The organism is Nocardia sp. 348MFTsu5.1 (genome assembly GCF_000383535.1).
In the GTDB taxonomy this organism is placed as follows: Bacteria; Actinomycetota; Actinomycetes; order Mycobacteriales; family Mycobacteriaceae; genus Williamsia; species Williamsia faeni.
The window spans coordinates 552,661-570,357 of sequence record NZ_KB911509.1; the positions used below are offsets into that span (position 1 = coordinate 552,661).

The window sequence follows — 17,697 nt, forward strand, 5'->3', positions numbered from 1 at the left end:
GAGAACATCATGACCACCATCGAACCCCCGACCCAGCGCCTCTGTGGGGCCATGCCCGAACACCGCCGCCTGCTGACCGAGTCGGCCGACTATCGACAGGCGCGGGCCGATCTCGAAACCGCAACCATCGAACTCCAAGCCCTCGAGGCCATCAGCACCGAGGTCGTCCATATCCCGGTGGTCGTGCATGTGGTTGCGCGCACCGACGCCGAGAACATCTCGGATGCTCAGATACACAGCCAGATCGAGGTTCTCAACCGTGATTTCCGGGCCACGAATGACGACCTCGACCGGGTGCCGGATGTCTTCAAGGACCGCATCGGTGACGCCTTGGTCGAGTTCTCCCTCGCGACGGTTGACCCCGACGGTGCACCGACCAGTGGAATCACCCGGACCTCGACCACCAGGACGTCGTTCAACTCCGACAACAAGATCAAGTTCACCTCGCGCGGCGGCATCGACGCCTGGCCCGCCGACAAGTACCTGAACGTCTGGGTCGGACTGCTCGGTGGCGGCCTGCTCGGATACGCCCAGTTCCCCGGTGGACCGGCGGAGACGGACGGCGTGGTGATCACTCACACCGCATTCGGTACGACGGGCACGGCACACGAGCCCTTCCACCTCGGTCGCACCGCCACCCACGAGATCGGGCACTACCTCAACCTGTTCCACATCTGGGGCGACGACGGCAGCGGTTGCGGCGGCACCGACGAGGTCTCCGACACCCCGAATCAGGGTTCGGAAAACACCGGGAAACCGACATTTCCCCACGTCAGCTGCAACAACGCCCCCAACGGCGACCTGTTCATGGACTACATGGACTACACCGACGACGATTCGATGATGATGTTCACCGCCGGACAGGTGAGCCGGATGCGCGCCTGCCTCGATACCGCGCGGGCGACACTGGTGGCCACCGGAAGTACCCAGGTCGGCGCGGGATCGCCCACCTCGTGACCGCCATGGCCGACCAACGTTGGTGGCATTCGTTCGAAGAGGACCACGACGACGTGGCCGTCTACCGGCCCGACGGTTTCGACTTCCCGCCCGCCCGGGGCCGCCGGGGCATCGAGATCGATCCAGACGGATCAGTGGTCGAACTGGGTCTCGGCGCCGACGACGTCCCCGGACGGCGGCTGCTCGAATCGACAGGATCTCCGCCGTTGGAGATCGTCCACCGGGGCGACGAACGCATCGAAGTCCGACGGCGATGACCGCAGTGACACCGAAAGGATCGGCAATGCCTACCGACGACCTCATCGAGAACCACGAACAGACCTGCCGGCGCTCGGCGGCGTTGCGGACCGCGCCCACGATCGAACATCCGCCGGTGGTCAGGTCCACACCGGACGCCGAGATCGCCGCGTTGCTCTCATCGCTGTCGCGCACCCGCTACAGCCGGTTCCTGTCGGCCATCACCACCCCGCGCACCCGGCATTCACTGAGTCCGGAGTTCCGGTCGATCATGGATTTCGCGACCACCGAACTCGAAGATGCCGGTTACACGGTTACCCGGACACCAGTGAGTGTGGGCGCCGGGACCAGCGCGAACCTCATTGCGCATCTTCCTGGACGTGGTACCGATACCAGAAATCTGGTGTTGGCCACCGCGCACCTGGATTCGGTGAATGAGACCGGACGATCACTTCCGGCGCCGGGTGCCGACGACAACGCCTCGGGCAGCGCCGGGGTCCTCGAACTCGGTGCGGTCCTCGCCGGGCGGAAGTGGGAGAACGACGTGGTCCTCATCTTGTTCGGTGGCGAAGAGCAGGGACTTCTGGGGAGCATCGAGTACGTCGAGGCGCTCACGCCCGAGCAGCGAACCCAGATCTCGGCCGTCATCAACATGGACATGATCGGCCGGCGGAACACGGCCATATCCGGCGTCATGATCGAGGGAGGCCAGAACTCGCAGCCGTTGATGAATGAACTGGTCGCGGCCGCCGGCACCTACACCCAGCTATCGGTGACCACCTCGCTCAACCCGTTCGCCAGCGACCACGTGCCGTTCATCGACGCCGGCCTGCCCGCCGTCCTCACCATCGAGGCCGATGACCGGGCCAACACGGACGTGCACACCGACCGCGACACCCTCGCCACCGTGGATCCCTCCCTGGCCATGGAGATCCTGAGGATGAACCTCGCGGTCCTCGCCACCCACCTCGGAGTCGTGCGCGACGGACCGCTGGTGAACACCGAAGTGGTCGGTGCGGCAGACTGGTCGGCGTGAGTGATTCCGACCCCTACCTCTGGCTCGAAGACGTGACCGGCGAAGACGCCCTGACCTGGGTACGCGAGCACAACCAGCCCACGCTTGATCGCCTGACCACCGGCACCCGGTTTTCGGAACTGCAATCGGCCGCCCTCGAGGTGTTCGATACCGACGACCGCATCGCGTACGTGCGCCGGCGCGGCGAGCACCTCTACAACTACTGGCGAGATGCAACCAATCCGCGCGGGTTGTGGCGACGCACCACGCTGGAGCAGTACCGCACGGACTCCCCCGAATGGGACGTGCTGATCGACCTGGATGCGGTCGCCGCAGCCGAGGACGAGAACTGGGTCTGGAAGAGTGCGCTGGTTCTGCGTCCGGCGCATGATCGGGCCCTGATCCTGCTGTCGCGCGGCGGTGCCGACGCCTCGATCGTGCGCGAGTTCGACCTCGTCTCCCGCACGTGGATCGATGCGGCCGACAGCGGATTCGCGTTGCCGGAGAACAAGTCCGACATCGACTGGATCGATCGGGACACCGTCTACGTCGGCACCGACTTCGGCACCCATTCCGACGGCAAATCCGCGCTCACCAACTCCGGATACCCCCGCGTCGTCAAACGTTGGACCCGCGGCACACCGCTCGAATCCGCGGTCACCGTGTTCGCCGGATCTGTTGAAGATGTTGCGGTACAGGCGATGTACGACGACACCCCCGGCTTCGAGCGGCACTTCGTCGTCCGGTCGACGGACTTCTTCAATCAGGAGTTCTACCTCCTCGGGGACTCCGACACCCCGACGCTCATCGACGTCCCCACCGATGCGCACACCAGCGTTCACCGTCAGTGGTTGCTGGTGTTCACCCGCTCGCCCTGGGAACTGAATGAGAACCAGGCGTACCCGACCGGAACGCTGTTGGTCTTCGACCACGACGCGTACCTGACCGGGAACCGCGATGCGGAGGTCCTGTTCACGCCTGACGACCACACCAGCCTCCAGAACTTCTCCTTCACCTCCGATCATCTGGTTCTGGTGACCTTGCGTGACGTACAGACCGAAGTACGGCTGTTGTCGTTGTCCGATTGGTCGGTCTCCGAACTGGCCGGGCTCCCGGAACTGGCCACCATCTCCGTTCTCGACACCGATCCCGACCACAGCGACGAGCTGTTCCTGTCGGCCAGCAGCTTCACCACCCCACCGAGCCTGCTGCACGGGACGAGCACCGGTGGTGTCGCTCCGATCAAGCAGTCGCCGGCTCTGTTCGACACGAACAATGTGACTGCCTCCCAGTTCTTTTCGACCTCGGACGACGGCACCCAGATCCCTTACTTTGTGGTCAAGCGCGACGACGTGGACTCGGGCCCGACACTGTTGTACGGCTACGGCGGATTCGAGAACTCGATGACACCGAGCTACGGCGCCGTCTCCGGCCGCAGCTGGGTGGAACGCGGCGGCATCTACGTCATCGCCAACATTCGCGGCGGCGGCGAATACGGCCCGACGTGGCACACCCAGGCCCAACTCGCCGGCCGCCACCTCGTCTACGAGGACTTTGCCAGTGTCGCAAAGGATTTGATCGCACGCGGCCTGACCACCAGCGAACAGCTGGCAGCCCAGGGTGGCTCCAACGGCGGCCTGTTGATGGGCGTCATGCTCACCAGCTACCCGGAACTGTTCGGCGCCCTGGTGTGCCAGGTGCCGCTGTTGGACATGAAGCGCTATCACCTGCTGCTCGCCGGAGCCTCCTGGGTAGCCGAGTACGGGGACCCCGACGATCCGCAGCAGTGGGAGTTCATCTCCAAATATTCTCCCTACCAGCTGCTCCGCAAAGACGCCGATTATCCCAAGCTCCTGATGACCACATCGACGCGCGACGATCGCGTTCATCCCGGTCACGCACGCAAATTCGTCGCCCGGATGGAAGAACTGGGTCATTCGGTGAGCTACTACGAGAACATCGAGGGTGGCCACGGCGGCGCCGCCGACAACAAGCAGGCAGCCTTCAAGTCAGCGCTGGCCTACGAATTCCTGTGGGAGAGCATCGGCCCACACTGACCGTGCCGATCCAACCGTCGAGCCAACCGTCGAGCGTGCCGATCCAACCGTCGAGCGTGCCGATATCGCCGTTCACCGTGCCGAAAGTGCATACGCGCTAACGTTTTTGGCACGCTCTGCGGTGATTTGGGCACGCTCGACGGCGACTTGGGCACGCTCAGCGGTGACTTGGGCAGGCTCAGCGGTGACTTGGGCAGGCTCAGCGGTGATTTGGGCACGCTCAGCGGCGACTTGGGCACGCTCGACGGCGACTTGGGCACGCTCGACGGCGACTTGGGCACGCTCGGCGGTGATTTGGGCACGCTCGACGGTGATTTGGGCACGCTCGACGGAGTGGGATCAGCGGCGGTGCAGCAGGACCACTCCGTTGTGGCTGCCGACCTCCCGGTACTGACCATTGGATTCGGTCTCATCCAAAGCTTTTCGGACGCCCTCCGGACTCGTCGGGAACATGTTGTAGGTGTTCTTGTCGACGATGATCCACTCCGGCACCGACCGGTCGCGGCTCTGACGCGGAAACAGTGTCACGTCGTAGTCGGAAACGAGTTGCGGCGCTATGTTGTTGGTCGCGGCCACCGAATCACCCGCCGGGATCTGACGGACGAGCACGTCCACCGATTGCGCGGCGGTGGCCGGGCTGTAGAAGTCGCGCTGGCCCAGCCGGTGGAGCGGTCCACCCGCGGCCAGAACCAGCGCGACCATCGCCACCCCCGCCGCGAACCCGGTGATCACCCGCCGCGACCGCCCCTGCCGATCCATCGACATCAACGCATCGATCATCGCGACGAACATGATCGGCATCAAGATGGCGTCGTAGTGGTAGTCGTCGGACCAGTACAGGTAGTTGGTGCTCCAGAACCGCCAGACGATGGTCGGGACCGCAATCAGTGCGATGGGTGATCGCACCGCCAGGAACAACGTGATCACCAGCAGCATGAACGCCGTCGAGGCCCGGGCATCGCCCGACGCGACTCCGAGGATGAAGTCCTTGAGGCCGTCGATCGGAGACTCCGGAAACTTCGTGCCGTACGAATAGTCACCGCTACCGAGCGCCGGGATGACCACCTTCGTGGCAAAAGCGGTCCAGCCCAGACCCCACACTGCGGTAGCGGCCGCCCAGCGGTAGGCCGGTTTACCGCATCGCCACGCCACCACCGCTGCCAGCACCACGACGGTCAAACCGAGGTCTTCTTTGCAGAAGACCAGCGGCAACGCGTACAGCAATGCCGCGCGCCAGCGCCCCTCGACGAGAGCGACCAGACTGAATGCCAGCAGTGGCACGGCCAGCGCGATTTCGTGGAAGTCGAAGGCCAGTGCGTGAGATATACCCCAGGACATCCCATAGGCGACGGCGATCAATACACCGACGACGACGCCCAATTGCTTGGTCGCCAACCGCACGATGGGTATCGCCGCCAACGCAAACAGCAGCGCCTGAACCACCAGCAGTGTCATCGGCGACGGGAAGATCCGGTAGATCGGCCCGATCAGCGCAATCCACGGCTGAAAATGGTCGCCCATCAGGTTGACGTCGGTGCCTTCGAGAGGCACGATCGGCGCCTCGAAATGACTGTATGCCCTGACAGCCTGCGTGAATATGCCCAGGTCCCACCCGGAGAATCCGAGCCGCTCGAAGCGCCTGACCACATAGACGATGTACACGACCGCCAGCACGGCAAACGTGCAGAACGAGACCACCCACGGCGCGCTCCAGCGCCGGGGATCGGTCAGTTGTTTGCGCCTTGTCCGGAGGTGCGGCCGTTCGTCGAGGCCATCTCCGGTTACGTCACTGGTGTCCGCGACGGTCGATGAAGCCATTTTGACACCGTAGCGCGGCTCGGGGCGAGACGCCGATGGCATCGAACTCAGTCGGGCAGCATCGGCACCTGCATTCCCTCGGGGCGGCCGAGGAGAACAGCCCTGGTCACGGCCTTCGATCCGAACCGATCGCGCAGACTGTCGACCGTGATGTCCAGCTTCTCCTGATGGTGCTCTTCGAAGGGCAACGCCAGCTGGACGACGTCGCGACCGGACAGGTTGGTGAACGAGACACCCAGCAGCGTGCAGCCCTTGGTCTCGATCATCGGCATTGCGGCGTCAAGGATCTTCCGCGACGCTGTCATCAGGACGTCGGTGCGGTCGGTCGACTCGTAGAGGGTGTGCGATCGGGTGGCGCGGGTGAAGTCGTCGAACCGCAGGCGCAGGATCACGGTGCGGGTCATCCGATCGGCAGTGCGGAGCCGTTTGCCGAGCCGATCGATGATCGCGACCAGCGTCGCCTCGAGTTCTCCGGGCGTTTTCGCACGGCGCCCCATGGCTCGCTGTGAGCCGATCGACCGGCGGCGGCGCCCGACCTCCACCCGCCGCGGATCTCGGGCCATCGACAGCGCATACAGATGGCGGCCGGCTCCGGAACCAACCACCGAACCCAGCAACGGTTCGCCGACCGATGCCAGGTCTCCGACGGTTCGCAATCCCGCGCTGTGGAGTTTCGCCGCGGTCACCGCGCCCACACCCCACAACCGTTCGACCGGAAGCGGATGCAAGAAATCGAGTTCGGAGCCGACCGCGACCTCGAGCAATCCATCGGGTTTGGCCACAGCACTGGCCACCTTGGCCAGGAACTTGGTGCTCGCGATCCCGACCGTGATCGGCAGGCCCACCTCGGTGGCCACCCTGGCCCGCAGTCGCGCGCCGATCTCCATCGGCGAACCACTGATCCGTCGCAGACCACCGACATCGAGAAAAGCCTCGTCGATCGAGATCCCCTCGACGATCGGTGTGGTGTCGCGAAAGATCTCGAAGACGGCTTTGCTCGCCTCGCTGTAGGCCTCGAACCGCGCCGGCATCACCACTGCCCGCGGGCACATCGCCAGTGCTTCACGGCCGTTCATCGGTGTCCGGATACCAAATGCCTTGGCCTCATAACTGGCCGCGAGCACGACCCCGCCACCGACGATCACCGGCCGACCACGCAACTCCGGGTGGTCGCGCTGCTCTACCGAGGCATAGAACGAGTCGAGATCAGCATGCAGAATGCTGGCTTGTTCACGCTGCTCGATCCGGGGCACGAACATATGTTCGCATGCGCCTCCGACACCCGGCGCCGATAAGATCATCGCCATGACCAAAACGCGGTTCTGCTTCGCAACGCTGGCCATCGCCGCCGGGCTGGGACTGGCGTCGCCTGCCACGGCCACCGCCGCCACTCCGGCAGACGTGAAAGTCACCGTCGAGGCGCGCGGAACCGCCTATCTTCTGGCCCAGTGCCCGGTCACGGCCACCAACGTCGGGGGCACCACCGCATACGACGTGAAGGTGTCGGGATTTGCGCTCTCGGCCACTCAATTCACCGTCGCCGAACTCGCGCCCGGCGAATCGGAGACCCGCATCGTCGACTGCGGCCAGGGCGTTCCGGTCTTCGGCATCGCCACCTCGTTGGACTGGAACGTATTCAACAACTTCGCGGTGGCATGGCAATTGTTGCCCTCGTGATGAGGATGTCCGCGTGCGGCGCGCGGTGACCGACTAGCGCCGGCGTTCGAGCATCACCGTGACCAGTACGCCGGCAACGGCCAGAGCAACGCCCGCGAAGGCAGCGATCAGTCCGATCTTCTGCATGCTGTCCACCACCTCGTCGATGATGAGGTCGGCAACCTCACGCGCCGATCCGTCCGCGCCGGAGACCTCGTCGAGTGCGCGGCGCTGAGCAAAGTCGCCCATCAGCCACGTCAGCACCCCGCCGAAGATCACACCGAATCCGACTGCGGCAAGGACCAATCCGCGTCGCCGCGCCACCGCCAGCCCACCGATCGCCGCGACCACGGCGATCACCAGCGAACCGTAGGCGATGTATCCGATCTGATCACCGAGATCGTGATAGCGCCCGGCTTCCAGACCGGCCGCGGCGGAATCGGTCAGCGGCACCTCGATCGGCCCCGAGATCTCGATACCCCCGAAGATCCGATCGTCGATGATGCGGTTGACCATCGGCGTCAGATCCAGTGACATCACCTGAACCTTGTCTTCAGGGGAGGCCTCTTCGAAGAGCCAGTCGTGTTGCTGGTTCATCGCCTCGGTGAAGTCGGCCTCGAAGTTGTCGCCGCGGGTGTAGGCCCCCGCGAGAGGTCGGATCAGCGCCTCCGGGATCAACGGGGCTGCAGCGGAAACCTCCGCGGTGATCTCGTCGGCAATATGTTCCTGAACCTTCGGGTTGTCCGCGAGCGGGGAAACCATGTCGCTGAAGCCATCACGGTCGACCAGATTCGAGTTGACCCAGAATGCGGGTATCGCGATGGCCGCGCCGACTATCGCGACAAGACAGAACACAGCAGTAAGGAAGGAACGCACCGACTCAGGCTACCGATCCGTAGACGTGAAACCCCGCAACGTCCTATTCATCGAGGATGTCGCTACCCCGACCGACGATCAGCGGATCGGGTCGTCCGACGATCTCATCGTCGCGGTCGTCGTAGTCGTAGAGGTTCAAGACGTACCGCATGGCGCTGAGTCGAGCGCGCTTCTTGTCGTTGCTCTTCACCACCGTCCACGGCGCATGGTCGGTGTCGGTCCCGGCGAACATCTCTTCCTTGGCCGCGGTGTATTTGTCCCATTTGTCCAGGGAGGCAAGGTCCATCGGCGACAACTTCCATTGTCGAACCGGGTCGACCTGCCTGATCGCAAACCGGGTGCGCTGCTCCAGCGGTGACACCGAGAACCAGAACTTGATCAGTTTGATCCCGTCATCGATCAGCATCTCCTCGAACAGCGGAGCCTGCCGCAGGAACTGGGCGTGCTGTTCGTCGGTGCAAAATCCCATCACCCGTTCGACGCCGGTCCGGTTGTACCAGGAGCGGTCGAACATGACGATCTCACCCGCGGCGGGCAAGTGCTGCACGTAGCGCTGGAAATACCATTCGGTCGATTCCCGCTCGCTGGGCTTCTCCAGGGCAACCACCCGTGCGCCACGGGGATTGAGGTGCTCCATGAATCGCTTGATCGTGCCACCCTTACCCGCGGCGTCACGCCCCTCGAAAACCAGCACATGGCGCTGGTTGGTCGCCTTGATCCATCGCTGGAGCTTGAGCAGTTCGATCTGCAGCAACCGCTTTTCGAGCTCATATTGGTCGCGGCCCATACGCTCGTCGTAGGGATAGTCCTCACGCCAGGTGTCGATGACGTTGCGCCCCGGCAGGGTCAGCAATCGAGGGTCGTCGTCATCGCGGTCGTCGACCAGGAATTGGGTGGTGTCGGCGAGGTCGACGATTTTTTGCAGTGCCTCACGTCCGGCAACAACGCTGAAGTCGGGACCGATATCGGGATGATCGGGTCCAAAGTCCGAAAGACGCAGTATCTCGTTCACCGATTCAATCTAGTCTGAACGACCGATTGTCACGTGTCCTCTTTGTAAATCCGAGACCAACGTCCCATGACATCGGCCCGCCCATACACGAAGAGCGGCACCGTAAGCGGCACCGCTCTTCGTCGGGGTGTGCGGGAGGAAGCGTCCCGCATCATGGTTTGTTATCTGGGAGTCGAAAGCCAAATACCTCCGGCACCGATACAGCCCTGGCCTGTGTTGGTGTCGACTGCGGCGGCGAAGCTGCCTGTGCACTGTGCCCCATAGGGTCCCGAGTAGGCGGTACCGCCCCATCCCGCGATCGCGATCGACGTACCACCGTCCCGCGCCTGCGCCACGGAAATCCCACCGGGACCGGTGGTCACGGCGTATCCGCTACCGCCTGAGATCGCTCCAGAAAGGGCCGCGGCGCCGGGTTGCAAATTCAGGGCGTTCGCGTTTCCGCCGGTGTCCGCCGACGCAACAGCTGTGCCACCACCGCTTTGGTCCACGGCCCGGGCCGTGCTGCCGGGGCCGGCCTTGGCGCCGCAGCCACCGGTGTCGTCCACGTGGATTACGTTGTGCCCGTTGGACACCTCGCAGATGAGCGGATCCGCCGCCGCGGTACCGAGCCCGGCAAAACCGACCATTGCCACCGCCCCTGCCCCGACGATCCCGGCCAGCGCCAGCCGGCGTCGAACGCGCGAGCGGGCACCAAAACTACGTGCAGTGAACAACTTTCGTCCCATCAAGAAATAAAGCGGAGTCACAAGGCCCCCCGATTCCCAGCCCTGGAAGTACCGGTCGTCTCACCGTGCCGGTCACTTGGGACAGACCCTACTCCCCCGCCGCGGGTCCACGCCCGCATTCGATGGCAACGCTTCGGTCACAAACCAACGACAACTTCGCCGGATCCGAACCTGACAGATATTGCGGGCGCATCGGTGTAATTTTTCCTCCATGCCTGTGAACGCAAAGACCGAATTCGACATCGACGCACCCCCGGCCGTGATCATGGAGATCCTGCTCGACGTGGAGTCCCTTCCCGACTGGTCGGGACCACACAAGAAGGCCGAGATCACCGAGGAGTACGAGGACGGCTCACCGAAGACCGTGAAGCTCCAACTCCAGGCCATCGGGATGACAGACCATCAGGTGCTGACCTACTCGTGGACAGAGAACACCTGCACCTGGGATCTCATCGAAGCCGACCAGCTGTCCCACCAGCACGGCCAGTACACGGTCACGCCCAAGGGCGAGGGTTCACATATCGAGTTCGAGCTCGAGGTGGAACTGAAGATCAAGCTCCCTGGCCTCCTGGTCAAGCAGGCTCAGAAAACCGCACTGAACACTGCCCAGAAGGGTCTCAAGGAGGAGGCCAAACGCCGGCTCGCGTGATCGGACCCGGCTACTTGGCCATCCAGAGCCGGCGGCGCACGACTCCGCGCATCCGTTCGACTGCACTCGGTGAGAGCTGTTCCGGCGGACTCTCCCGCAGAAGGTCGTTCAACGACGCAAAGTAGTCGCGATCCGACATTCCGAAACGCTCATGAATCTGTTCGGAGGGCCCACCGCCGAGGTGGTACCACTGGACTTCGAAATCCAACATTTCCCGCGCATTCGGTGCCAAGACCCACTCACTCCCTTCGACATGTGACTGGAGTCACGATCAGTGACTGTAGTCATAGGGTAGCGCGCCGCGCCAATAGGCACCGCCATAGAAATCACAGGGATCGGAAGGACGTACTCCGAACAGCCCACAGACGCGAATTACGCGTGCCTCTGGGCCAATTGGGCAATTCGGTTGTCGCGGTCGGCGGCGTGGTGCGCCAGCATCGCCAGGCGTGCCCCGTCCCGATCACGTTCGCGCACCGCCGCGAGAATTTCCCGATGCTCGGCGATCGGGCGCTCGAACGCGCCGTCGGAATGTGAGGGCTTCCACGGTGCGCCCAGTTTGATCTGGGCATCGAGTCGATCGAGCAGATCGGTCATGGTTCGGTTGTGTGCCGCCTCGCGCAGGGCGGTGTGCCACTGCCGCAGCGCGAGGCGGACATCGGCCGGCTCTTCGTGCTGGGTCGACCGGTCCAGTGCGTCCTGCAATCGGAGCAGGTCGACGTCGGTGCGACGGTCGGCAGCCGCCGACGCGACCGCGGCGTCGAGAGCAGCCTGCGCCTCGAAGAGCTCGAGCAGTTCGTCGTCGCCACGCTGGGTGATCATGAATCCGCGACGGACCGGTTCGATCAGTCCGTCCTGCGCCAGCAGTGCCAGCGCCTCCCGCACCGGGGTGCGGGAGACCGCGAAGTCCTCACTGAGCACCCCCGGGATCAGCGGGCTGTCCACCGGGTAGACGCCGGCCAGCAGATTCTCCCGGAGTTTGCGGTAGATCCCGTTCGCGTGGCTGTCCATCAGAGCTCGTCGAAGCGCGGGATCAAATGTTCGGCGACCTGGCGTGCTTCCTCGGCCAGCGGCCAGCCGGCCAGGATCAGCGAGCTGATGCCGACGGCGTCCTTCAAACGACGAACGGTGCCGGTGATCGAGTCGGGATCGCCGACGAAGTACAGGGCCGACGAGCGGGACCCGAAGATGTCCAACGGCGACCAAGCGGTGATCCCGGCGTAGAGCCCCTCATCGACCTGCAGTTCCGAAGGCTCGGGAAAACGGTTGGCCCGCAATGCATCGACCCATCCCTGCCGCTGCGCATCAGGCGCGGTGTAGGTCAGCAGGCTGTGCTCACCGTTGGTGCGCTTCTTCACCGCGACATCGAGGGTGTCGCGGACCGCATCGACACCCGCGCCGGTGAACACCGTGTAGAACTTCTCGAGCGCCTCATCAGCGCTGGGCCGCACAATCACGCCACCGAGTGCGCCGATGGAATCGAACTCGCGGCCGGCGGCCGCCACCGCGCTCTGCGCGGCCTCGATCCTCGGCGCCAGTTCCGGCGCGGGACGCAGCATCGTCAGGTAGTTGTGAATACTCGCTCCGGCGTGCGTCAATCCGGCAGGTGAATCCCCCGTGCCCCACAGATCCAGCACATCCTGGGTCGGGTCGATGCGGACCGGCGAATTGTGAAAGTTGCTGTCGGTGCCGGCGCGGTAATGCTCGAGTACCTCGGCCCAATATTCGGTGCTGCGGGTGTACCGGTCGTCGTGATCGGCTTTCACACCGTACGGGCCCACCCGGTCGTCGGTTCCGTTGATCACGTTGATGTCGAGCCGGCCGCCGCTGAACCGGTCGAAGGTCAGAGCCTTCTCGGCGAAGGCCTTCGGCGGAACCACACCCGAGTAGGTCGCGACGAGGAATCGCATCCGGCTGCTCACCGCCGCGGCGAACGAGGCCGAGGTGAACGGATCGTTGGGCCAGGTGGCCACCAGCGCGCCGTAGAAACCACCGTCGTCGATGGCCTGGGCGAGTTCCTTGTAGTGCTCGAAGTCCGGCGGGTACAACCGTCCCGGCGTCCACGGATAGTCACCGTTTGCAGTGGTCAGATACCAGAGCGTACGAAAGCGGGCTTTACCACCGGAGTCGGTCGTGGCCATAACTGCACAGATCCCTTCAATGCGCGACGCCCCGATTCTCGCGCCAGGGCCCCTGATCGTCACGCGTTCAAATCAGCTGGATTTAAATGCGTGCGCAAATATGTCCATAAATGTAGCTGTATACACATGCCGCAACCGGGACCGGGAACCGTGAACCCCGACCAGGAGATCCCTGCGCTGTTCACGTCGGCGCGCTGGCTGGCCGAACACCGCGGCGACGAGAACCTGGTGATCCTCGATGCCTGCGTCACCCGGGACATCCACCCCGACGACACCAGCACCTATACGACCGGCCTGCCGACCTACCGCGAGGGCCACCTGCCCGGCGCCATTCATGCCGATCTCGTCGACGACTTCTCCGACCCCACAACGGAGATGCGTTTCACCCGTCCCACGCGTGAACAACTCGGCGACGCTCTGGCACGCCACGGCGTCGGCGTCGACTCGACGGTGGTCGTCTACGACCATCAGAACGGGATCTGGGCCGCGCGGCTCGTCTGGGTGTTGCGCAGCTACGGCTTTGCCGACGCCTCGGTACTCAACGGCGGGCTCGACGCCTGGCGCGGCATCGGCGGCGAGATCGAGTCCGGGGACATCACCCCGGCACCGACCGCTCCACCGGCACTGTCGGCCCAATCCGGCTATTTCGTCGACGCCGACGACGTCCGCGACCTCGGCTCGGATTCCGTTCTCGTCAATGTACTTCGGCCAGAAGTCTTTTCCGGAGACGAAGTTCCCTACGGACGGGCCGGACACATCCCGGGCAGCGTGAACCTGCCATTCGCCGAACTGATCGACCCCGACGGATCGGAGATCGATCTCGATCGGGCACGACGCACGGCCGAGTCGATACCCCCCGGACCTGTCGTGACCTACTGCGGCAGCGGCATCACCGCCTCGGGATACGCACTGGCACTACGGGCATCGGGCCGCAACGACGTCCGCGTCTATGACGGATCGATGTCCGAATGGGCGGCCGACCCCGGCAATCCCCTCATCACATCCTGATCATCACACCCGAATCCGACCCGACACGAAGGACAGAACATGACCACCCTCGAACCGACCCGCTCCCCCGACGTTGATGCCGTCATCGATGCATTGCTCGAATTGCGCTCGCGGACACCGCTGGTGCACGCCTTGACCAACTATGTCGCCGCCGGCTTCACCGCGAACGTCCTGCTCGCCGCCGGCGCCAGCCCGGCCATGGTCGACAACGTAGAGGAGGCCGGAATCTTCGCCGGTGTCGCCGATGCAGTGCTCATCAACCTCGGTACGCCTCAATCGGCACTGCACGACTCCTACGTCGCCGCCGCGACCTCGGCGCGCGAATCCGGCACCCCCTGGGTTCTCGATCCCATTGGCGCCGGCGGCCTGCCCTGGCGCGGCGAGCTCGCCCGGGAGCTGCTCGCCCAGCACCCGACAGTGATCCGCGGCAACGCATCCGAGGTCATCGGCTTGCACGGTCTCGACGGTGGGGGCCGTGGTGTGGACAGCTCGGCCGACCCGGCCGCCGCGGTCGAATCGGCCCGCGCATTGCTCGCGTCGGCAGATGCCGTCTCCGCCTCGGGACCCGTCGATCATGTTGTCGCGGCCACCGGCTCCGGCCACAACCTGCTCAAGGTGGGCGGTGGCCATACGCTTCTGACCAAGGTCACCGGCACCGGATGCTCATTGGGCGCACTGGTCGCCGCCTACGCGGCGGTCACACCCGACGGCCTGACGGCTGCGGTGTCGGCGCACACCCATGTTGCGGTCGCAGCGGACATCGCCGCCGAAAAGACCTCGGCCCCAGGTTCCTTCGCCGTCGCCTACCTCGACGCACTCCACGATTTGGGTCCCGACGACATCCGCGCGCGGGCCCAGATCACCTGGACCTCGCTGTCCTGAGTCCACTTGGGGCACTGCCGCCCGATCAGCCGATCGGCCGGTCGCTGGGTACGGACACCCAACTCGGGTTGGCCGGATCGATGAGCACGTGTTCCGGCTTCAAGCCGCTGTCATTGCTCACCGGTCCGAAACTCACTGCGCGTGGGGCATTCAGCGCGTAGATGCTCACCCGCAGTCGGTGCCCGGGTTTCAGCAATGCGTCCGTACCCAGAGCTCCGATGTCGAGGTTCGCGATGGCGCCGGGAGTGACGGTGTCCCGGGTGGTCGCATCGAGCGCGTAGTAGGGATCGGTGAGATCCCCGTTGGGCGCATACCCAGATTTGGACTCCACCAACTGATTTCGAATGGATACCGTCATCGATCCGGTGGTCAGCACTGTCGAGGTACCGTCGGCCGACACGTCACTGACGACGGCCGCATAGAAGCCGTCGGTGGCATCGACCTGAGTTCTGACGTGCACGTTGATCGGACCGTTGATCGATGTGTTCCGTGACACCGGTGGAGAGGTGAAGGTCAGGGCTCCCCGTTCAGCAGTCCGGTTGTCGGCCGTACAGAAGTCGAACGGACTCAGGAAACCGATCTGGTCGCGATTGGTATCCGCGGAGCACAAGGTCGTAACACCCGGACTCACAGTCCATTTCGCAGCGCTTCCCGGTGCCGAGGCGGCCAACGTTCCGTCCTCGACGGAGGTCGGTGATGTGCCGCTGGCAGTCGGCGTCAGGTAGAGCCGCCGGTGTTCTTGACCAGCTCGCGGCAGAGTGTCCGACTGGATCCAGCCACCACCCTGCTGGTGGCTGGTCACGTTTCCATACTGATCGATTCCGTTGTCGATGCCCTTGATCCACTTGTCGAACCAGGCCCGCTGCAAGACGCCCATCGATGGTGGTTCACCGGGTCTGCCGAGCATGTCCCACCCATTGGTGACGTGCTGGCCGGTACTCATCACGAGCTTCTTCTTGTCGGGCGGCAGCGACGACAGCTGTTCGAGCGCACGCCATTCGAAGTTGGTGAACAGATCCTGCCAACCACCGACGACAAAGGTGGGGACCTCGACCTTCGCGGTGTCGGTGCTCAGCGCTTCGCGGTAGACAGAGTTGAGCTGGACCAGTTCTTTCGCTCGGCCGTCGAGGGACTCCACATTCGGTGCGGTGAGCCCCTGGAGGAATTCTTTGGCGAAGATTGCCGGGTTCTCGAGACGATCACGAAGCCACACCGGATCGAACTCACCTCGCAGCAGACTCGGCACGTCCGGGATCACCTTGGTCGCGTTCACCGCAAACAGCCACAGCGCAAGAAATCCGGCACCGTATCCGGACCCCGGCGCGACGACGTCGGCGACGATGTCGCTCATCGGCGCTGCCGGGAAGATCGCCTTGAGCCCCTTGGGATTTGCGGCTGCGGCCTGGAGCTGATTGACCGCGGAGTACGAATACCCCGACATCCCGAGGTCGCCGTTCGAGTAGGGCTGGGTCCGGGCCCATTCGAGGACTTCGAGGCTGTCCTGCTGCTCACGTGGACCGAATACGTCCCAGACACCCTGCGAGGTTCCGGTGCCGCGCACATCTACGACAATCTGCGTGTATCCGCTGCGGACCAATTGCGGGTCCACCGCAAACGAACTGACCAGACCGCCGTTCGCCACCTTCAGCAACCGTTCGGTCCCCTATATCGGGGAGCCGGACAGGTCGATCCCCGCCAGAAAGTCGGTGAGGGGTTTGGACAGCCCCGGGATGTTCATCGCAACGCCGGCGATCATGCCGATCAGCTTGTTGTACGGCGTCAGATTGACGATCACCGGATTCTTGTCGGCGGTGGCCCGCCCCGAAGCGTCCGCCGGACGATAGATGTCGCCGCGCAGCACTGTGCCATCAGACATCCGGATCGGCACGCTGGGCGTCACGGCGACACCGGCATACTTCTGGTCACCCGACGAATGAACCTCGGTCCACTGAGGTGGATTGATCGACATCGGTGCAGCGCCGGCGAGCGGGACATTCATCAGGCCCACCTGCAGCACAGCGAGCAATGCGACGGCGACAACTACATGCCGTCCCCTGAAAATCGACATTCCCCCGGCCCCCGCCTTCTATGCAGCTGGTTCGCCCGATCGGCGAACACCCTCCCCCTTTGTGGGCCCGATCACCATTGGTCCACAAAGTGATGTACCGCATAACTTTCTACCAGCGGGTAGCTTTGTCAACCTTCACCCGCTCAGCCGACCTGCCCGTACACCCGTTCTGCGTGAAGCCGGATCACCAGCCGCTTGTCGTCGACCATGGCCTGTGCAAACTCATCCCAGTCGGGGTGTTCACCCGAGATGTCGCGATAGAGGTCGATGAGTTCCGAGACCGTGTCGTCGTCGCGGGTCTGTTCGGCGACCGGGCTCAGTTCCACGCTCCCCTCCCCGACCGCGTACGACCAGCCGTCCTCGCTGACGACGTGAAAACTTGCCCGCGGATCGCGGCGCAGGTTGACAACCTTTGCCCGGTCATCGGTCACCGAGATCCGAATGACCCGCGACCGCGGATCGAATGCGTAAGCCACCGTGGACAATTGCGGCACCCCATTACGTTTGATCGTGGCGAGGGTGCCTCGGCTGTGTTCGCTGAAGAACTCGAGGAGTGCTGATTGATCTGCCATACATCGACTATTCCCGCCTGGGCCTCA

General features: G+C 64.1%; 19 protein-coding genes. 8 read left to right on the plus strand and 11 right to left on the minus strand.

Annotation, left to right across the window (positions count from 1 at the left end; all coding sequences use genetic code 11):
- Positions 1 to 9 precede the first annotated feature (9 nt).
- The 4 genes from H290_RS27620 to H290_RS0102635 are packed head-to-tail and all read left to right on the plus strand — an operon-like array spanning position 10 to position 4,266.
- Positions 10 to 957 (plus strand): M43 family zinc metalloprotease, encoded by a 948-nt coding sequence (locus tag H290_RS27620; protein ID WP_020105203.1) that lies wholly within the window; start codon positions 10 to 12, stop codon positions 955 to 957.
- A gap of 5 nt (positions 958 to 962) precedes the next feature.
- Complete coding sequence (locus tag H290_RS31560; protein WP_231373487.1) at positions 963 to 1,214, plus strand: hypothetical protein; 252 nt, start codon at positions 963 to 965, stop codon at positions 1,212 to 1,214.
- Between the two features lie 26 nt (positions 1,215 to 1,240).
- A complete protein-coding gene (locus tag H290_RS27625; protein ID WP_196809482.1) occupies positions 1,241 to 2,230 on the plus strand; it encodes a M28 family metallopeptidase in 990 nt (329 codons plus the stop codon).
- Positions 2,227 to 4,266, plus strand: coding sequence for a prolyl oligopeptidase family protein (locus tag H290_RS0102635; RefSeq protein WP_020105206.1), 2,040 nt, complete (start codon positions 2,227 to 2,229; stop codon positions 4,264 to 4,266). The genes H290_RS27625 and H290_RS0102635 overlap by 4 nt, the downstream gene beginning before the upstream one ends.
- A 339-nt stretch (positions 4,267 to 4,605) precedes the next feature.
- Here H290_RS0102635 and H290_RS27630 read toward each other — a convergent pair whose 3' ends face one another.
- Both H290_RS27630 and dinB read right to left on the minus strand, forming a co-directional pair.
- Complete coding sequence (locus H290_RS27630) at positions 4,606 to 6,084, minus strand: DUF2079 domain-containing protein (protein WP_020105207.1); 1,479 nt, start codon at positions 6,082 to 6,084, stop codon at positions 4,606 to 4,608.
- 47 nt (positions 6,085 to 6,131) lie between these two features.
- On the minus strand, positions 6,132 to 7,343 hold the full coding sequence (gene dinB, locus H290_RS0102645) for a DNA polymerase IV (RefSeq protein ID WP_028462683.1): 1,212 nt from the start codon (positions 7,341 to 7,343) through the stop codon (positions 6,132 to 6,134).
- Between the two features lie 46 nt (positions 7,344 to 7,389).
- Here dinB and H290_RS0102650 point away from each other — a divergent pair, with 46 nt between their 5' ends.
- On the plus strand, positions 7,390 to 7,761 hold the full coding sequence (locus H290_RS0102650) for a hypothetical protein (protein ID WP_020105209.1): 372 nt from the start codon (positions 7,390 to 7,392) through the stop codon (positions 7,759 to 7,761).
- A 33-nt stretch (positions 7,762 to 7,794) separates the two neighbouring features.
- Here the strand turns inward: H290_RS0102650 and H290_RS0102655 are convergent, their stop codons facing one another.
- The 3 genes from H290_RS0102655 to H290_RS0102665 form a co-directional block, all read right to left on the minus strand.
- The gene (locus H290_RS0102655) at positions 7,795 to 8,616 is read right to left on the minus strand and encodes a hypothetical protein (RefSeq protein ID WP_028462684.1); all 822 of its coding nucleotides are present in this window, start codon (positions 8,614 to 8,616) and stop codon (positions 7,795 to 7,797) included.
- A gap of 43 nt (positions 8,617 to 8,659) precedes the next feature.
- Positions 8,660 to 9,628, minus strand: coding sequence for a polyphosphate kinase 2 (gene ppk2, locus H290_RS0102660; RefSeq protein WP_020105211.1), 969 nt, complete (start codon positions 9,626 to 9,628; stop codon positions 8,660 to 8,662).
- Positions 9,629 to 9,789: 161 nt separating this feature from the next.
- Positions 9,790 to 10,353 (minus strand): DUF6764 family protein, encoded by a 564-nt coding sequence (locus H290_RS0102665; RefSeq protein WP_051121837.1) that lies wholly within the window; start codon positions 10,351 to 10,353, stop codon positions 9,790 to 9,792.
- 211 nt (positions 10,354 to 10,564) lie between these two features.
- Between H290_RS0102665 and H290_RS0102670 the strand changes: the two genes are divergently transcribed.
- Entirely contained in the window at positions 10,565 to 11,002 is a 438-nt protein-coding gene (locus tag H290_RS0102670; RefSeq protein WP_028462687.1) for an SRPBCC family protein, read from the plus strand.
- 10 nt (positions 11,003 to 11,012) lie between these two features.
- Here H290_RS0102670 and H290_RS0102675 read toward each other — a convergent pair whose 3' ends face one another.
- The 3 genes from H290_RS0102675 to H290_RS0102685 all read right to left on the minus strand — a co-directional run bounded on the left by H290_RS0102675 (position 11,013) and on the right by H290_RS0102685 (position 13,140).
- A complete protein-coding gene (locus tag H290_RS0102675; RefSeq protein ID WP_081631464.1) occupies positions 11,013 to 11,234 on the minus strand; it encodes a DUF3263 domain-containing protein in 222 nt (73 codons plus the stop codon).
- Between the two features lie 140 nt (positions 11,235 to 11,374).
- Complete coding sequence (locus H290_RS0102680; RefSeq protein ID WP_020105215.1) at positions 11,375 to 12,010, minus strand: GntR family transcriptional regulator; 636 nt, start codon at positions 12,008 to 12,010, stop codon at positions 11,375 to 11,377.
- Complete coding sequence (locus H290_RS0102685; protein WP_020105216.1) at positions 12,010 to 13,140, minus strand: LLM class flavin-dependent oxidoreductase; 1,131 nt, start codon at positions 13,138 to 13,140, stop codon at positions 12,010 to 12,012. Before H290_RS0102685 ends, H290_RS0102680 begins: the two co-directional genes overlap by 1 nt.
- 126 nt (positions 13,141 to 13,266) lie before the next feature.
- On the opposite strand from H290_RS0102685, the gene H290_RS0102690 reads away from it, so the two are divergent.
- Positions 13,267 to 14,148, plus strand: a complete 882-nt coding sequence (locus H290_RS0102690; protein WP_020105217.1) for a sulfurtransferase — start codon at positions 13,267 to 13,269, stop codon at positions 14,146 to 14,148.
- 39 nt (positions 14,149 to 14,187) lie between these two features.
- On the plus strand, positions 14,188 to 15,030 hold the full coding sequence (gene thiM / locus H290_RS0102695; RefSeq protein WP_020105218.1) for a hydroxyethylthiazole kinase: 843 nt from the start codon (positions 14,188 to 14,190) through the stop codon (positions 15,028 to 15,030).
- Positions 15,031 to 15,055: 25 nt separating this feature from the next.
- On the opposite strand, the gene H290_RS27635 is transcribed toward thiM, so the two are convergent.
- The 3 genes from H290_RS27635 to H290_RS0102705 all read right to left on the minus strand — a co-directional run bounded on the left by H290_RS27635 (position 15,056) and on the right by H290_RS0102705 (position 17,670).
- The gene (locus H290_RS27635; protein ID WP_231373498.1) at positions 15,056 to 16,672 is read right to left on the minus strand and encodes a CocE/NonD family hydrolase; all 1,617 of its coding nucleotides are present in this window, start codon (positions 16,670 to 16,672) and stop codon (positions 15,056 to 15,058) included.
- 21 nt (positions 16,673 to 16,693) lie between these two features.
- A complete protein-coding gene (locus tag H290_RS31565; RefSeq protein WP_231373488.1) occupies positions 16,694 to 17,098 on the minus strand; it encodes a hypothetical protein in 405 nt (134 codons plus the stop codon).
- Positions 17,099 to 17,241: 143 nt separating this feature from the next.
- Complete coding sequence (locus H290_RS0102705; RefSeq protein ID WP_020105221.1) at positions 17,242 to 17,670, minus strand: PPOX class F420-dependent oxidoreductase; 429 nt, start codon at positions 17,668 to 17,670, stop codon at positions 17,242 to 17,244.
- Between the last annotated feature and the right edge of the window lie 27 nt (positions 17,671 to 17,697).

What these genes read in the sequence shown, in the direction of transcription:
- H290_RS27620 (WP_020105203.1), top strand. Translation starts at nt 10, where the DNA reads ATGACCACCATCGAACCCCCGACCCAGCGCCTCTGTGGGGCCATGCCC.
- H290_RS31560 (WP_231373487.1), top strand. Translation starts at nt 963, where the DNA reads ATGGCCGACCAACGTTGGTGGCATTCGTTCGAAGAGGACCACGACGAC.
- H290_RS27625 (WP_196809482.1), top strand. Translation starts at nt 1,241, where the DNA reads ATGCCTACCGACGACCTCATCGAGAACCACGAACAGACCTGCCGGCGC.
- H290_RS27630 (WP_020105207.1), bottom strand. Translation starts at nt 6,084, where the DNA reads ATGGCTTCATCGACCGTCGCGGACACCAGTGACGTAACCGGAGATGGC.
- dinB (WP_028462683.1), bottom strand. Translation starts at nt 7,343, where the DNA reads ATGTTCGTGCCCCGGATCGAGCAGCGTGAACAAGCCAGCATTCTGCAT.
- H290_RS0102650 (WP_020105209.1), top strand. Translation starts at nt 7,390, where the DNA reads ATGACCAAAACGCGGTTCTGCTTCGCAACGCTGGCCATCGCCGCCGGG.
- H290_RS0102665 (WP_051121837.1), bottom strand. Translation starts at nt 10,353, where the DNA reads ATGGGACGAAAGTTGTTCACTGCACGTAGTTTTGGTGCCCGCTCGCGC.
- H290_RS0102670 (WP_028462687.1), top strand. Translation starts at nt 10,565, where the DNA reads ATGCCTGTGAACGCAAAGACCGAATTCGACATCGACGCACCCCCGGCC.
- H290_RS0102680 (WP_020105215.1), bottom strand. Translation starts at nt 12,010, where the DNA reads ATGGACAGCCACGCGAACGGGATCTACCGCAAACTCCGGGAGAATCTG.
- H290_RS0102685 (WP_020105216.1), bottom strand. Translation starts at nt 13,140, where the DNA reads ATGGCCACGACCGACTCCGGTGGTAAAGCCCGCTTTCGTACGCTCTGG.
- H290_RS0102690 (WP_020105217.1), top strand. Translation starts at nt 13,267, where the DNA reads ATGCCGCAACCGGGACCGGGAACCGTGAACCCCGACCAGGAGATCCCT.
- thiM (WP_020105218.1), top strand. Translation starts at nt 14,188, where the DNA reads ATGACCACCCTCGAACCGACCCGCTCCCCCGACGTTGATGCCGTCATC.
- H290_RS31565 (WP_231373488.1), bottom strand. Translation starts at nt 17,098, where the DNA reads ATGTCGATTTTCAGGGGACGGCATGTAGTTGTCGCCGTCGCATTGCTC.
- H290_RS0102705 (WP_020105221.1), bottom strand. Translation starts at nt 17,670, where the DNA reads ATGGCAGATCAATCAGCACTCCTCGAGTTCTTCAGCGAACACAGCCGA.